Raw genomic sequence first — 17,748 nt, 5'->3', positions numbered from 1 at the left:
ATCCATAGACTGCACTATAGTAGAAGTGTGTATTAGCTTTGAAGTGAAATCACAGCGTTTGTAAAGAAAGAGGGAGTTAACTTGAAATACTTATCACTAAAGATATTATCTCTCTATGGCTCTAAGAATTATTTTATGCGGTGTGTTTATCTTGCCTCTATTATGTCCTTTGAATGCTCAAGTCTCCTATGCGTTGTTTGGACCTGAAGCTTTAGGAGTATCCAATGCTCATGCTGCCTCTACTTTTACCATTTGTAGCGACCTGCCTTTGTCGGTTTTGAATGGTAATAAATGGGTGTTTCAAACAATGTATACTATGCCTATGAATTTAGTAGGATTAGGGTATTATGGAGTTTTTGGAGAGTATACCGATAAAGCGGGGCAATGGGGAGTAGGCAGTGTCATACAACAGTTTGGAGATCCATTATACTATGAACAAGGGGGAAGATTTTTTTTAGCCCATAGACTGGGATCGGCAAAAGCAGGAGGAAGCTTTAATTTTTGGAAGATAGGAGGAGAGCAGCAACTTACTCATACTGTATGGTCTTTGGATATACAAACGTCCTTGAAGGTAGAAGAGTCTTTGCACGTTAGTGTGTTGTTAAGAAACTTGTCGGCTCGAAAGGCTCCTCTTTGGATTGCTCAAAGTCCGGGGATCGTTTTGGGAGCTGCTTATGAGGCATTAGAAAAGCAATTGGAAGCACTATTCTCCATTCAGAAATTCTTAAACTATCCTGCTAGTATACATGTCGGTTTGCATTATCAAATGCACCAATCAGTGGTGTTAAGGGCCGGCTATCAATCTTATCCTGCATCTTTTTCATTAGGTGGAACATTTAAACTGGGAATGTTTGAGGTAAGCTATGCCCATGCTTATCGGGGAATACTTCCTTCCATGCATTCTTTGGGGCTTACTTTAAAAAAGTTGTCCATAAATCGTCAGTAGTATGTTGTTGAAAGGTTGCTTATTACTACGTTTTATTGGTTTTTCAGGGCTATTGTTATGGATGAATACAGGCTATGCGCAGGTATTGGCAGAGGAGGTACTTCAAGGGCAATGGTTGAACAACGAGCAATCGGTGGAGATGATGATGGAGCTTTTGGAAGATCCCATTGATCTGAATCAAACAAAGGGAGAGATATTAAGAGAATTAGGTTGGATTACCCTCACACAACAAAAAGCGTTACAACAGCATATTGAACAGTATGGGGTGTTACTGTCGGTATATGAGTTGCAGGCAGTTCAGGGATGGGATCTAGAAACTGTTAAAAGAGTCGCACCTTATATCAGTACGAGCAAAGAGAGCTTACGGCAGCATTGGAAAGAGAAGTGGCGACAGTTACAGTCTATGCAACATGAATTGCAATGGCGATGGGGGAGATCGTGGGATAAGGAAGAGGAGTCCTCAGAATCTTTTTTAGGAAGTCTGGATCGAATGGCTTTTCGGTTAAAGGGGAGAAAGGCAGGGCAATGCAGTTATGGGGTAAGTATGGAAAAAGATGCGGGAGAGGCGGTGGATAAGGGGCCCGATTTCTGGTCGGCGAATGTTACGGTACATAAGGTGGGAAGTTTAAAGACGCTGACGCTAGGGGATTATCGACTGCAATTGGGGCAAGGACTTTTAAGTGGGGCAAGTTATTTTATAGGAAAGGGAATGGAGTCTGTGCTAGGACTACAGCAATATAGTCGCGGGATAAGGCCTTACCACTCTATGAGCGAAACAGGATTTTTGAGGGGAGTAGCGGCAGCTTTTCAGTGGGGGAACTGTAGGGTGCTTCCTTTTGTGTCAAGCAGGCGAAAAGATGCCGTAATCATTGATGGACAGGTAGTTAGTATGCCTTCTGCAGGGCTTCATCGTACGTTAAAAGAATTAGCGTATAAAGACCGTCTGATGGAAAGATACGCAGGGGTTTATACGGATTGGCGATGGAGGGATATATTAAAAATAGGGATCACCACCGCGAACTTAGCCTACAGTCTACCGATTCAGTCTTCTGGGAGCAAGGGAGTGATACGTTTTACAGGACGTAAATCCCAGCAGTATGCGCTTGATTTTCATCTGGATTGTTTTGGCATACAGTCTTTTGGGGAAGTGGCTAGGGTGGGTGCTGGAAATGCTGTCTTGCTTGGAGGACAGTGGGGGTTAGGAAAGAAATTAGCACTTTCCTGGGTATATCGGTATTATGCAAAGAACTTTCATGTAGTGTATGGGAGCGCATTTGGCACGGGAGCTACTCCATCGAATGAAAAAGGACTGTATACAGGAATTTCGATAAAGCTTTCCAAGTATTGTCAACTTACTTCTTATATGGATCTATTTTCCAGACCATGGTTGCGGTATGGAGTGTATAAGCCTCAGTATTTCTCTGATTTTTCTTTGGGCATTAGAAATCGAAAAAAGAGATTTTGGACCTATCAATGTCGATACCGTTGGCAGCAAAAAGAAGCAGTGGTAGACCAATATGGTCAAAGGGGGTATCAACCTTTCTTTAAACATAGTATAAAGGCTGATATAGAGTGGTTTCCACTAAAAAACTGTAAGGTACGCATGCTTTCTCGATATAGTTATACAGTTTATCCTGATCGTTATCAGGAAAGTAAGGAAGGGGTAGCGCTTGGCGTTAGAATTGATTGGACCTATAAAATGTTTAAGGCTTCTGCTGATTACGTCTTTTTTGATACGGATGATTATGAGAACCGTTTATACCTTTATCAAAAAGGAGTGCGTTATAGTAATAGGTACACAGCATTGTACGGAGAAGGGTATAAATGGAATTACGTATTTAGCTATAAATGGCGCTCTTGGCTTTCTATGTATTTACAAGGAAATTATTGGATATATGGAAGAATGATAAAAGTTAATACAGCAAGTAATCGTTTCATATTCAGTAAGAAGTTGGATTTAAATGCACAGTTGATCTGTACTTTTTAAATAAAAGATATTGTCAAGCAATGATATATGTTATATATTTGTGTTAATATCTCTTTATTTCTATTCGAATATTTTGTAAGAGATAATTTTTTACTTCAAGATTTAGCTAAAAACCAATTAGAAGTTTCCTAAGAAGAAGGCTTCTAACGATACATAGACTTTTTATCGCTTGGGAAGGGGGATCAATCGTCTAATATTAACAATCTGTACCTCTTGCAGGAAGCCTTGTCTAGTACGGCTTTTGGGGTGAACTACTATAAGAATGAGAAAACTTGCTTCTGGCAAAGGGATTTCCTTTTTAATGGGAATGCTCTTTTTGTCATCCTTCATCTTTGGGCGAACTGCTGAAGATCGATATAGGACCAACGCTCCTGAGCTTACTGCTGAGGATGTAGCGTGTGCCCTTACGTTATCTACCGCCTATAATACTTCTACGAATCCTTATACCTATATTTCTTGTACCGTACCGGATATTATAGCGCTAAGAGGAACTGCCTTTACGGTGACAGAATCGGGATGTACAGTGGGAGAGGTGACGTTTGAGCAAACACCTACTGCAGGTACTGTCAGCACTACAGATGAGAATGGTGTTATTAAAATAACAATAGAAAGTTTTATTGGAGGAGTATCGGATCAAACACTGGATGTTTATGTCAAAGTAACCAATCTTAACCCTCCGACCATCTCATTTTTAAATGGTACGGATACAACCTTGGATTTACCTACCGCTACAGATTGTGAGATGGCTTTGCCCGATCTTACTTCTATGATTTCTTATAATGATGACTGTGGGATCGTATCCATTTCTCAAAGCCCTGCAGCAGGAACGATTGTTCCTTTTTCTTCTTACTTGGATGCGATAACCAGAGATACGTTATCCGTAACGTTTACTGTAAAAGATACCCATGGACTCTCCACTACTGAAACGGCCAAAGTAATTATTGATCCGGGTTTCCCATTCAACATTACACATCCTGATACCATATTTCTTCCGATGGATGAGAATTGTGAGGTGCGTAATATTAAAGCGGATAGTATTTTTAATACCTTTTTTCAGGTAGAGGGGAGTTGTGATGTGAGGGGACCTTTTGGATCTACAACACCAGATGCTGATGTTGTAGGTTCAACAGGATATGAAATGACCTTTTATCGGTATGATTATAATGTTCCTGATGGTGATAGGTTTTTAGCTCAATTCAACGCTTTACTGACCCCTTATCAGGTGATATTATATCCCATAGATACCTCCGCAGTTACCATCACTACTTCTCCTACAGATACCACATTTTATACACCGGATGGCACTTGCGAGTTAGCAGTACCAGACCTTACCGGTAGTATTACTTATGAAGATTGTGAGGTAGTGACCTTGACCCAGGTTAACCCTGTAGGAGATCTGCTACAGTTGGGGAGCAATATCGTAAAGGTATATGCAGAAGATGCTTCAGGGAACAAGGACTCTTGTAGTATAGAGGTTTTTCTGGAGGATAAGATCTTACCGACAGTCACTGCAGTGAGTGCGACATTGGCATTGAATACCGTAGAGGATTGTCAAGGACGTTTGCCTGCAGACCTTTCAGCTTTATTTACGTATAGTGATAATTGCACGGATGCAGCAGGCCTTACCCTCACTTTCTCTCATGCAGCGGAGGCATTGGTAAGCGATGCGGAGACGCTTGAACTGATCGTGACAGATGCCTCTGGGAACCAGAATACTTCCAGTATTACGATTGAGGTGACCGACAATGTGCTTCCGGTAATTACCGCTCCCGAGGTGTTTGATTTACCTTTGAATGCTTTATGTAATGGAGTTTTGACTTCTTTGTCAGCTGACATTACAGCAACGGATAATTGTACTGCAGAAGCAGACTTGAATATTACGCAACTTCCTACTGTAGGAAGTCTGGTAGAAGAAGGCGATACGGTAAAAGTGTATGTAGAAGATGAGGCAGGGAATAAAGACTCTGTAAGTATAGTCATTAATATTATTGATACGGAAGCACCCGAGATTGATTTCCCGAGTGATACAGTGGTGGTTGATTTGGGGAGTGCTTGTCAGGGATTGATGCCTGATCTTTCTGCAGACTTCTTGGTGTATGATAACTGTGGAGTGGTAGACAGTGCCTACCAGACTATAGATACGGACTCACTTCTGACTTTAGGAACACATCAAGTACCTATCCGTGCGGTAGATAGTGATGGAAATGTGACCGTTAGAGAATTGGTGTTGGTTCTAAAGGAATCAACAGCTCCTTCCATCTTTACCCTTACTGATACTACAGTTTATGTGTCTGCAGGGACATGTGAGTCGGTGATGCCGGATGTGTTATCGCTAGTAAAGGCAATAGACAATTGTACATCTGCTGGAAGTATTTCTCTTGTACAGTCTGTTGCAGTGGGGGAAGTGTTAGCCTTAGGGACACATGAAGTTACTGTAATTGCTACGGATGATTTTGGAAATGAGGATAGTACAAAGGTTCAGGTAATAGTAGCTGATCAGGAAGCCCCAGTATTAACGCTATCGGCAACGGAATATAGTTTAACCGCCAGTTCGAGTACTTGTACAGCCTCAGTACCTGACTTACTGTCTTTGGTGACTGTAACGGATAACTGCGATGCCTCAGCGAGTGTTACCCAGTCTATTGCAACAGGTACCTTATTAGGCGTGGGAGACCATACATTGACTTTTACGGCTACAGACGCTTCCGGCAATAGTGCTACAGCATCCATCACCCTGAAAGTGGAGGATACTACAGCACCGGAGTTTGTGAGTACGTTGGAGGATAAGGTCTATGATGCGGATGCCTCCACTTGCAGTCTAAGCCTACCGGACTATACTACTGGTCTGGATGTTCGGGATGCTTGTTCTGCAGTGACGATCACTCAAAGCCCATCGGCAGGGAGTGCGAATCTTACTCCGGGTGATTCAGTAGAAGTGACCTTAACGGCTACCGATGTCGCGTTGAATAGTGACAGTCGTACGTTCTGGGTAGTATACCGGGATACCTTGTCTCCGGTGTTTACGCAGTCTGCCGCAGATACGGTACTGTCGACCACCACAGGGACTTGTACGGCGATGATGCCGGATCTATTACCATTGCTAGAATCTACAGATAACTGTGGTGGCATGCTGACGTACAGTCAGTCCATCGCCTCGGGCAGTACCTTAGCGATAGGGACACATACCGTGACCTTGACGGCTAGGGATGACTTTGATAATGAAACTACGCAAACGATCAGTGTTACAGTATCGGATCAGGAAGCTCCAGCATTAACGCTATCGGCAACAGAATATAGTTTAACCGCCAGTTCGAGTACTTGTACTGCCTCAGTACCTGACTTACTGTCTTTGGTGACTGTAACGGATAACTGCGATGCCTCAGCGAGTGTTACCCAGTCCATTGCGACGGGCACCTTATTGGGTGTGGGAGACCATACATTGACCTTTACGGCTACAGATGCTTCCGGCAATAGTGCTATAGCATCCATCACCCTGAAAGTGGAGGATACTACAGCACCGGAGTTCGTGAGTACGTTGGAGGATAAGGTCTATGATGCGGATGCCTCCACTTGTGGTCTAAGCCTGCCGGACTATACTGCTGGTCTGGATGTTCGGGATGCCTGTTCTGCGGTGACGATCACTCAAAGCCCATCGGCAGGGAGTACGACTCTTACGCCGGGTGATTCAGTAGAAGTGACCTTAACGGCTACCGATGTTGCGTTGAATAGTGACAGCCGTACGTTCTGGGTAGTATACCGGGATACCTTGTCTCCGGTGTTTACGCAGTCTGCCGCAGATACGGTACTGTCGACCACCACAGGGACCTGTACGGCGATGATGCCGGATCTATTACCATTGCTAGAAGCTACAGATAACTGTGGTGGCATGCTGACGTACAGTCAATCCATCGCCTCGGGCAGTACCTTAGCGATAGGGACACATACCGTGACCTTAGCAGCTACGGATGACTTTGATAATGCAACTACGCAAACGATCACCGTTACGGTATCGGATCAGGAAGCCCCAGCATTAACGCTATCGGCAACAAAATATAGTTTAACCGCTAGTGCGAGCAGTTGTACGGCTTCAGTGCCTGATTTATTGTCTTTAGCAACCGTTACGGATAACTGTGATGCCTCAGCGAGTGTTACTCAGTCCATTACAACGGGCACCTTATTGGGCTTGGGAGACCATACATTGACCTTTACGGCTATAGATGCTTCCGGCAATAGTGCTACAGCATCCATCACCCTGAAAGTGGAGGATACTACAGTACCGGAGTTTGTGAGTACGTTGGAGGATAAGGTTTATGATGCGGATGCATCCACTTGTAGTCTGAGCCTACCGGATTATACTACTGGTCTGGATGTCAGAGATGCCTGTTCTGCGGTGACGATCACCCAAAGCCCATTGGCAGGGAGTACGACGCTTACACCGGGTGATTCAGTAGAAGTGACCTTAACGGCTACCGATGTGGCGTTGAATAGTGACAGTCGTACGTTCTGGGTAGTATACCGGGATACCTTGTCTCCGGTGTTTACGCAGTCTGCCGCAGATACGGTACTGTCAACCACCACAGGGACTTGTACGGCGATGATGCCGGATCTATTACCATTGCTAGAAGCTACAGATAACTGTGGTGGCATGCTGACGTACAGTCAATCCATCGCTTCGGGCAGTACCTTAGCGATAGGGACACATACCGTGACCTTAGCAGCCAAGGATGACTTTGATAATGAAACTACGCAAACGATCACCGTTACGGTAGCAGATCAGGAAGCCCCAGCATTCACGCTATCGGCAACAGAATATAGTTTAACCGCCAGTTCGAGTACTTGTACTACCTCCGTACCTGACTTACTGTCTTTGGTGACTGTAACGGATAACTGTGATACTTCAGCGAGTGTTACCCAGTCCATTGCGACGGGCACCTTATTGGGCGTGGGAGACCATACATTGACCTTTACGGCTACAGACGCTTCCGGCAATAGAGCTACAGCATCCATCACCCTGAAAGTGGAGGATACTACAGCACCGGAGTTTGTGACTATGTTGGAGGATAAGGTCTATGATGCGGATGCCTCCACTTGTAGTCTAAGCCTACCGGACTATACTACTGATTTGGATGTCAGAGATGCCTGTTCTGCGGTGACGATCACCCAAAGCCCATTGGCAGGGAGTACGACGCTTACGCCGGGTGATTCAGTAGAAGTGACCTTAACGGCTACCGATGTTGCGTTGAATAGTGACAGTCGTACGTTCTGGGTAGTATACCGGGATACCTTGTCTCCGGTGTTTACGCAGTCTGCCGCAGATACGGTACTGTCGACCACCACAGGGACCTGTACGGCGATGATGCCGGATCTATTGCCATTACTAGAAGCTACAGATAACTGTGGAGGTACTGTGACGTATAGTCAATCCATCGCCTCGGGCAGTACCTTAGCGATAGGAACACATACCGTGACCTTAACGGCTAGGGATGACTTTGATAATGAAACTACGCAAACGATCAGTGTTACGGTAGCTGATCAGGAAGCTCCAGCATTAACGCTATCGGCAACAGCATATAGTTTAACCGCTAGTTCGAGTACTTGTACTACCTCAGTACCTGACTTACTGTCTTTGGTGACTGTAACGGATAACTGTGATGCCTCAGCGAATGTTACCCAGTCCATTGCAACGGGCACCTTATTGGGTGTGGGAGACCATACATTGACCTTTACGGCTACAGACGCTTCCGGCAATAGCGCTACAGCATCCATCACCCTGAAAGTGGAGGATACTACAGCACCGGAGTTTGTGAGTACGTTGGAGGATAAGATCTATGATGCGGATGCCTCCACTTGTGGTCTAAGCCTACCGGACTATACTACTGGTCTGGATATTCGGGATGCCTGTTCTGCGGTGACGATCACCCAAAGCCCATCGGCAGGGAGTACGACGCTTACGCCGGGTGATTCAGTAGAAGTGACCTTAACGGCTACCGATGTCGCGTTGAATAGTGACAGTCGTACATTCTGGGTGGTATACCGGGATACCTTGTCTCCGGTGTTTACGCAGTCTGCCGCAGATACGGTACTGTCGACCACCACAGGGACTTGTACGACGATGATGCCGGATCTATTGCCATTGTTGGACGCTACGGATAACTGTGGAGGCACTGTGACGTATAGTCAATCCATCGCCTCGGGCAGCACCTTAGCGATAGGGACACATACCGTGACCTTGACGGCTAGGGATGATTTTGATAATGAAACTACGCAAACGATCACTGTTACGGTAGCCGATCAGGAAGCTCCTGAGTTAACGCTATCTCTTGATACTTTACTAATCAACTCTTCTGCAAACTGTTTGGGAGAAGTACCTGATTTAAGCAGTTACGTAACCTATACGGATAATTGCACCGCAAATCCCACTTTATCGCAGTCCATGCCAGTTGGTGTATCCCTTATTGCGGGAGTTTATCCAGTTACTATAAGTGTAACTGATGAAGCGGGAAATAAAGCAGAGGAAGTGCTTTATTTAAAAATAGAGGATCAAACGCCACCACAATGGATTTATATTCCGGTAGCAGATACCTTATCGTCTACTACTTGTGAGGTCACGTTACCAGACTATACGGATCAAGCAATCGCAAGGGACTTTTGTGGTACGGTAACATTATCACAATCTCCTGTTACAGGCACAGTGCTATTAGCAGGAGATTCAGTAGAAGTAAGTATTACAGCTTCAGACGAGGCTTTAAATACGACTACAGAAAGTTTTTGGGTGTATGCAAAGGATCGTATAAGTCCAACAATGGTAACTAAGCCAATTACATTGTTGATAGCAGACGCATCTTGCAGCATTACAATGCCTTCATTGGTCGATTCGTTTACAGTTGCTGATAATTGTACTCCTTTGAATGAGCTGCAATGGGAACAATCTATCAGTAAAGGAGAAACCTTACTCCTTGGAGAGTATATAGTAGATGTTTCAGCAACAGATTTGGCCGGAAATACGATCAGTAAGAAAGTACCTGTAACGGTCAAAAAGCAGTCACCATTGTCGGTTCAAGTGAATGTAGATCAACTTTTACTGGAAATGGGAGCTGATAATTGTAGTGCTGTATTACCGTCAGACCTTACGGCTTATTTTACGGTACAGAATGCTTGTGAGAGCTACAGTTACACGATTTCACCTCGAGAAGGTACATTAATCCAAGACAGTACTTGGCTCAAGATTAATGTTTATAGTGGAGTGGAGCAGTCAGAAGATTCAATCCTTGTTCGTGTAGAAGATACTCAAACACCAGTATTGACACTTACCCAAGATAGTATACAGTTAGTCAAAGGAGATAATTGTTATGCTCAGGTTCCTGACCTTTCGGATTACGTGAAGGTATTTGAGAATTGTGGTACATATAGCTTGACACAATCAGTGGCTGAGGGAACGGCATTTGTAGATTCTGTAAGTGTCTACTTAATAGTGGAAGACGAGGCAGGAAATAAGGCACAAACAAGTATTTTCTTGAATGCGATAGAGGTAACTCCTCCTATGTTACAGTATGAGGATACGTTAACCTTATATCTAACAAAAGGGTGTGTTAGATCCTTACCAGATCTCAGAACTCATATTACAGCAACAGATAACTGTACACTTGCCAACGATTTACTGTGGGTGCAGTCTATGGCAACAGGTACAGCACTGACTATTGGAGAATATCCTATTACAGTGGAGGTAAGCGATTATTCCGGCAATCGTACGAAGGGGACGGTTGTCGTAAAAGTAGTAGATCAAATACCTCCTGTATTACAAGCGCCGACAGCTTATCAACGGGTATTACCTGATTTTTCGGAGCGTATCAGTTTGGAGGAGCTGAGAGATAAAGTGACAGCTACGGATAATTGTAGTTTACAAGAAATTACGTTCAGCCCATCGTTGAGTAACCTGTATGCCGTAGGGAATTATGAAATAACGGCAATCGCTAAGGATTTTTCTGGAAATAGTGCTGAGGTAAAAATTCAGGTAGAGGTAACGGATGGAAATACGTCTCCTGTTGCCCGTGAAGCATCTTTTCAACTCAGAGAAGACCATACATTAGAGGATAGCTTGACTGCTTGGGCAACGGATGCCGAGAAAGATGTACTAGGATTTACCCTTGCACAGATGCCAGAGCATGGAGAGGTGATCTTATCTTTGAATGGACATTTTACGTATACCCCTTTTGCAGATTTCAATGGGGAAGACCGCTTCTCATATATCGTGCAAGAGCTGAATAGAGGGGATGGGGCATTAACAGATACTTCTTGGGTACTCCTAAGTGTATTGGCTCAGGAAGATGATCCTATGTTGGAGGATATCTCGGTTGATTTGGATGTCGGTGAGTCTGAGGTGGAAATTTGCTTGGATCAGGTAGATGCTGATGGAGACTTTCTAGTCATTGAAGAATTAATTAATGAGGCAGATCATGGAACGGTAACGGTAGACCAAGAGGAGGTATGTATTACTTATCGACCAGAGGATACCTTCTATGGAAGGGATAGTATTCAACTGTTAGTTTGTGAGGAAGAAAAAGGGAAATGTGATACGGTGAATATTCAGGTACAAGTGTCACTGGCATTGGAAGAAGGACAGTTACTTAACGTCTACAATGCATTATCTCCTAATCAGGATGGACAGAATGATCGCTGGATCATTCAAGGAATCGAGCGATACCCTGATAATGTGGTGAAGGTTTATAATACCCAAGGGATGCTTCTATATGAGGAAAAAGGGTATAATAATCACGATAAATGCTGGCACGGAACCTATAAGCGGGAAGTGGTTCAGGGCACTTACATTTATGTGATTGAGTTTACGGCAGAAAATGGGCAGCCAGTCAATCTAAGAGGATTTTTGGAAGTGAGATTATAGAGTGAAAAGGCTTTTGGTTAAGCTGTAGCTGACTAGGTATATACCGCTTATTGTTTATTGCTTATCGATTAAAAATGGTAAGCAACAAACGATAAGCGATAAACAAAAATGTGAGACATGAAAATAAGTTTCAAACTGCTATTGGGGTTTCTTTTACTGCTCCCTATAGTAGTAAAGGCTCAGGTAGGATTGCCTACGGGACAGTATATGTTTACCCCATTGATCGTAAACCCCGCTTATGCAGGAACGGAAGGAAGTCTTAATATTACTTCTGTGAACCGTATGAGTTGGTTGGGTATGCAGGGGGATGCCAAAGCACCTAAGAATATAGGACTATTGGCTGACGCTGGGTTGCCTTATCACCGTATAGGTTTAGGGATGGCATTGCATATGCAAGAGATTAATGTACATCAAAGAATGTCTTTTCAAGGGATGGTGTCCTACCACCTGAGTTTGAATAAGACTTGGGATATTTCGGCAGGCTTATTACTGGGAGGAAATCATTATTCGGTGAATTATGAAAGGCTAAATATACAGCATACCAATGACCCCGTCTATCAGGATACGTACTATGAGGGGTGGAGGCCACAGGTAGGAACGGGAATATACCTTTCCGGTAAAGGGATGCAGTTGGGGGTGTCAATTCCTAGGTTGATGGAATACAGAGGGATACTGAACTCTCGAGTATTTGAACAGGCTGGAGTGAGAGTAACAGCCTTATATGATTGGTGGTATGCTACTTGGTTGCACTTGAAGCCTTCTGTCATGCTAAACTTCCCCAAGGGAGCAGCTGTTGAGATGGATTATTCCTTGCTCGCTTTTTATAAAGATGTCTTGGGCTTGGGGATTACCTATAAATGGGGAAGTACAATAGGAGGACTTTCCCAAGTTCAGCTATCAAGAAAATGGAAGCTGGGGTACCTATTTGAATTGCCTGTAGGTCAAAGAACATCGTTGAATGGAGTAGCACATGAGTTAATGCTACAGTTTCAGTTAGGGGCCATCGGGAAAGAGCGTGTTTCGCCCCGCTCGTTCTATCGATAGGGCGACACTTTAGCACATGGCAGGTAGGGTGGAGTACGGAAAACAATGTAGTCGCAATATAATGCTCAACTCACCGAAGGTGAAGCTCAACAGCACGTAATGCTACTCAACCAGCCACGTAAGTGGCCTCAACAAAGACAGCGAATGCTTAATGGTATAATTAGAATTAATGAATCATAGAAGAATGGGAAGGTTTAAGCTAAATGTATGGGTTGGGAAAGTATGGTTACTATCCGCTCTTCTCTTGCTCTTTCATGGAAGTCTTCTGGGACAAAGAAGTATCTGGGATGTAGGGAAGAGCCCAGTACTTGTAGGGGAAAAACTGATGGAGCAAGGGCGTTATGAAGAGGCTTTAACCATTATGGAGGAGGCTTTCCTTACGGATATGAATAACCCTTTATTGATCAGGCAAATTATAACATGTTATCATGTGCTCGGAAACTCCACAGAGAACTTATCCTGGTACAAGAAGCTGGAGAATAATATGGGGATGAGCGAACAGCATCGCCTGGCTTATGGTGATCTGTTGAGGAGAGAAGGGTATAAGCAGGAAGCAGCATACCAATATCGTTTGGGGCAAGAGAAGTCAGAGCATAAACAGCTATATGCTTACCGCTTACTTTCCTTGGAGCACGATGAAAAGTTACATGACTCGTTAGAACCTTATCAGGTGAAATCACTATCCTTTAATACTTCTTTTGACGAATATGCACCTTTGTTGCAGGATAGCAGTCTTTCTTTTACCTCTAATAGACCATCGGTCACAGGGATGAAGGAACAGTGGGATGGACATTTGTGGCACAGGAGATTCTTGGCGACTGGAGAGCAGCAGAATATCGTGGAGCCGTTGAAAAGAGAGGAAATATTTACAACTTTACAGACCACAGAAGCGGCCTTTTTTGATCACCATACGAAAGCCATTTATACCCATAGACAGAAGGATGGTCATACAGCCTTGCACTTGGCTACTTTTAGCAACGGAAAATGGAAGGATAAAGGAAGACTAGCATTTTGTCAGGAAGGCTATGATTATCAGAACCCTGTTTGGAGTCCTGATCAAACTTACTTGTTTTTTTCCTCCAACCAACCTAAAGGAATGGGAGGAATGGACCTATATTATATACAACAAAAAGAAGGGAGATGGGAGCGTGTGATTGCCATGGGCAAGGAGGTAAATACCGCTGGAGATGAGGTTACCCCTTATCTCGCATCGGATTATACCTTTTATTTCTCTTCCAATGGATTACCTGGCTTAGGGGGCTTTGATGTCCATAAAGGAGTATTTGATCAAGGACACTTATTGGAGGTGAAGCCCATGGGGCATCCGGCCAATTCCATGTATGATGATACCCATTGGGTATGGGATGCCAACAAACAGGTTGGTTACCTTAGTTCTGATCGAGCAGAGGAGAAGAATAGGGATATATATCAATTGTCCCTAAATCCTGAGGTGAGCTATACGGTAGAGGGAACGGTAATTTGGCAGGTGTCTGCTCAAGGAATGCCAGAAGGCTTGGCTGATGCTTCTATACAAATTACTGACCAATTAACCGGACAAAAAGTAGGAGTGGCATATTCTGATGGATCGGGAGATTTTTCCATTCATGTTCCTTATTCAGGTAGTTTTGAGTTGGTGTTTAAGCACGGTAATCGCGTTCACCGTAAGCAACTGACCTTTCCTATGAAGACATTGAAAGACCAGCGGTTACTAATTGTTTTTTATGGAATAGGTGAGGGGATTGAGGGGCATGAAGATGCGTTTGTTTCTCGTTATACATCAGTGTATAGTACTCGCTTTTGGAGAAAGTGGTACAATGCTATTCATCGTCCTTGTGAGATGAATAGTATACTGAAAGGTAAAAAGCAAGTGCACTTTGAGCAGCTACAGCAAATGCAAGGTACAGACAGGCAAGCACAAGCTTATTTCCATCAGAAGGACTTTGAAAAAGCCTTTCAAACGTATTGGTTTTTAATTAATAATAACCCTGAGAATACACAGTATAGAGAACAGGCCGCACAGGCATTGTTTTATATCAATCGTCCCTACGAAGCATTGTTCTTATTAAACTCCTTATTATGTGAAGGGTATGCTTTAAAGGAAACGACCTATAAACTGCTAGCAGAGGTCATGATACAAACTGGGCGTTACTCCTACGCCAAGAAATATTATCGTAAATACCTTAATGCAAAAGCAGATCCTAAGGTGAGTCGTATATTGGAGGGCTTGGACCAACTGGGTATGTATCTTAAGGATTCTACTATTTACCATGTGACTCCTGTTTCCGTAAATACAGATGCCAATGAATATGGAGCGGTATTTACGGAGGAAGGGGTGTCCTTTCTGTCTGATAGAAAAGGGAAAAAGCAAAGGGCGTTTACGCATCTTTTCCACTCTAAAAAATCAGAAGATTATAAGGATTTTCAACAGACCTATAAGGTAAAAGGCGACTTGAATAGTAGAATTTTTGAAGGTCCACATACTTATTTCCCTGGAGGAGATCGTATGTTGATTACCCGAAATAAAAAGAAAGGGAGGAAAAAGCGTAACCTAGGAATAGAAGAGCTGCAAAAGAAGGGAGACCGATGGGTATCCAAGGGGAAGTTTATCTTGGACCAAAAAGGGTATCAGGTAGGGCACCCTTCTTTAAATCAAACAGGAGATACCCTATACTTTATTTCTGATATGCCTGGAGGCTACGGGGGTACCGATATCTATCGATCAACTTATAATAAAGGATTGTGGAGTACTCCTGAAAATATGGGGGAAGAAGTGAATACCTCAGGCAATGAAGTATTCCCGTTTATTGCCGATTCTCTATTCTACTTCTCTTCTGATGGGCACAAAGGCTTGGGAGGCTTGGATATTTTCCGTGCAGAGGTAGTCAATGGAGCTTTTACGAATACCACGAATATGGGTTTCCCTGTGAACAGCCATAAGGATGATTTTGGGTTGGTACTAGATTCCACTTCTGTTTTCGGGTACTTTTCTTCTAACCGTAGAGCTAAGGGGGATGATGATATATACCACTTACAGATCTATAAAACCTTCTCTTATGTAATCTCCGGAACAGTGGTATTGCACGATCGGAATCCTAAGAATGATCAGGCTTTGCGAAAAGAGGGTGTACAGGTGAGCTTGATTGATGTTGCGACAGAGGATACAGTGAGTAAATCTGTATCGGATATAGACGGCCGTTTTTGGCTGAGGGCCCCTTATGCAGGAGATTTCAATCTACTCGCAGAAGATGAAGAGTTAGGTGCTTTTCCAATGATGGTGGAGATCCCTATGTATCGTAATTTCTATGAGGATTATAGTATAGCCTTTATGGAGACCGATCAGGCTTATTTTCGGGAAGACGTATGGTTGGAACAGAAGAAAGATATTTCCAAGGAGTACCTTCGACAAAAGCTTTATGAGAAAGAAAATAAGTTGCCTTGTTTCTCTTATGCAGGTAGGGTGTTGGATGCTGAAACCAATGAAGCCGTGACTGATGCTATGGTGCTGGCCTATGATATCAATACAGGGATTATTTATAAAGAGGTGACTGACGAGGAAGGATATTATGGTTTTTGTTTGGATGCCAATAGTAAGTATACTTTCAAGATAATGAAGTATGGTTACTTGACGGGATGTTATCTGGATGAAACAGCAGAGCTTCCAGCCTTGGATCCTGCACCTCCTGTATTATTGGAACGCTTACCGATCAATGGTGAATTGCTGTTCTCAGAAAATTTCTACTATAGTGTAAATAGTTCTGACATTACTCCAGAGATAGAGACAGGACTTAATGAGGTAGTAAAGTTATTGAAGGAAAACCCGACGCTGAAGGTAGAAATTGCTTCCCATACAGATGCACGAGGTAGTGCAACCTATAATACCTTACTCTCTTCTGTAAGGGCAAAAAAGATTTCCCTATACCTCATAGAACATGGTATTGCTATTGATCGGGTAATCTCTAATGGTTACGGGGAGTCAGAGATCTTAAATCATTGTGAAGATGGAGTACTTTGTTCGGATGAAGAACATGGGTTCAACAGGCGTACAGAGGTGCGTTTGATAGGTATGGTGGATGCCGTACAAGATCAAGGATTCTATCAGGAGATTTTTGATTATGCCATTGATCAATCGGGTTGTCTTCCTGTAAATGTTAGTGACAAGGAACAGTTAGTAGTATATATAGGACAAGCTCAAGGAGATGATCTCTTATTTTTGTCAGGGGTAAAGGTAAGGGCTGTAGATGCATTAACAGGAGAGGTGTTTACGGTGACTTCTCTACCTAACGGTTATTTTAGAATGAAGTTAAGGGCTGGCGCAGAGTATATGATACAGTCTTTCAAAGAAGGGTATTGGCCGGTAGCTGAGGAGGTCCAAGTTCCTATCGCAAAAGGTGTATATATCGCTAATCCTACTGTAATGAAAAGAACACAAATAGCACTGGCTGAAATGTCCTTCTTAGGTTTAACAGAATATACCGTACCAGAGGGGGCTAACAGTGATTGGATTACTCAGGGAGAAATGAGAAGTCAATTGCAAGAGGAGATCCCTGAGGTTTATCTGCCTGATTACCGCAGTGGATATGCCATACAGGTGGGTTCTTATCGTAGGCATGAGTCCGTTGACTTTGAATCGTTGAAAGGTCTTGGTAAAGTTTGTAGGCATTTGTCTAAGGTAGATCAACTGCATCGATACTTTCTTATGCGATTTGATACACAGGAGGAGGTAGAGAAAGCCTTACGAAAGGTGAGGGCAAAAGGAATAAAGGATGCGTTTATTTATCCTTTAAAGGCAGGGCTAGAGTTTTAGCCTTTAAGGTGCCGTTCCCTGCGGATGTATGTTAGTAGTACTTTGCTCTTTTTTATCTATAGTATATA

General features: G+C 43.4%; 5 protein-coding genes. All 5 read left to right on the top strand.

Going from position 1 to position 17,748, the window contains the following annotated elements; genetic code table 11:
* Positions 1 to 115 precede the first annotated feature (115 nt).
* Entirely contained in the window at positions 116 to 946 is an 831-nt protein-coding gene (locus ABD985_RS11025; RefSeq protein WP_345371698.1) for a PorV/PorQ family protein, read from the top strand.
* A gap of 1 nt (position 947) precedes the next feature.
* Positions 948 to 2,933 carry a hypothetical protein gene (locus ABD985_RS11020; RefSeq protein WP_345371697.1) on the top strand — a complete coding sequence of 662 codons (1,986 nt, stop codon included), beginning with the start codon at positions 948 to 950 and terminating at the stop codon, positions 2,931 to 2,933.
* A gap of 262 nt (positions 2,934 to 3,195) precedes the next feature.
* Entirely contained in the window at positions 3,196 to 11,832 is an 8,637-nt protein-coding gene (locus ABD985_RS11015; RefSeq protein WP_345371695.1) for an HYR domain-containing protein, read from the top strand.
* 117 nt (positions 11,833 to 11,949) lie between these two features.
* Positions 11,950 to 12,876: a PorP/SprF family type IX secretion system membrane protein gene (locus tag ABD985_RS11010; RefSeq protein ID WP_345371693.1), complete on the top strand. Its 927-nt coding sequence runs from the start codon at positions 11,950 to 11,952 to the stop codon at positions 12,874 to 12,876.
* Between the two features lie 169 nt (positions 12,877 to 13,045).
* Complete coding sequence (locus ABD985_RS11005; RefSeq protein WP_345371691.1) at positions 13,046 to 17,680, top strand: OmpA family protein; 4,635 nt, start codon at positions 13,046 to 13,048, stop codon at positions 17,678 to 17,680.
* Positions 17,681 to 17,748 lie beyond the last annotated feature (68 nt).

The organism is Algivirga pacifica, from assembly GCF_039543525.1.
Classification (GTDB): domain Bacteria; phylum Bacteroidota; class Bacteroidia; order Cytophagales; family Flammeovirgaceae; genus Algivirga; species Algivirga pacifica.
Note: the sequence above shows the minus strand (reverse complement) of the source record. Positions and strands in the feature narration are given on the sequence as shown.

Excerpts from the sequence above, each read along its gene's own strand:
- ABD985_RS11025 (WP_345371698.1), top strand. The coding sequence starts at position 116 with ATGGCTCTAAGAATTATTTTATGCGGTGTGTTTATCTTGCCTCTATTA.
- ABD985_RS11005 (WP_345371691.1), top strand. The coding sequence starts at position 13,046 with ATGAATCATAGAAGAATGGGAAGGTTTAAGCTAAATGTATGGGTTGGG.
- ABD985_RS11010 (WP_345371693.1), top strand. The coding sequence starts at position 11,950 with ATGAAAATAAGTTTCAAACTGCTATTGGGGTTTCTTTTACTGCTCCCT.
- ABD985_RS11015 (WP_345371695.1), top strand. The coding sequence starts at position 3,196 with ATGAGAAAACTTGCTTCTGGCAAAGGGATTTCCTTTTTAATGGGAATG.
- ABD985_RS11020 (WP_345371697.1), top strand. The coding sequence starts at position 948 with ATGTTGTTGAAAGGTTGCTTATTACTACGTTTTATTGGTTTTTCAGGG.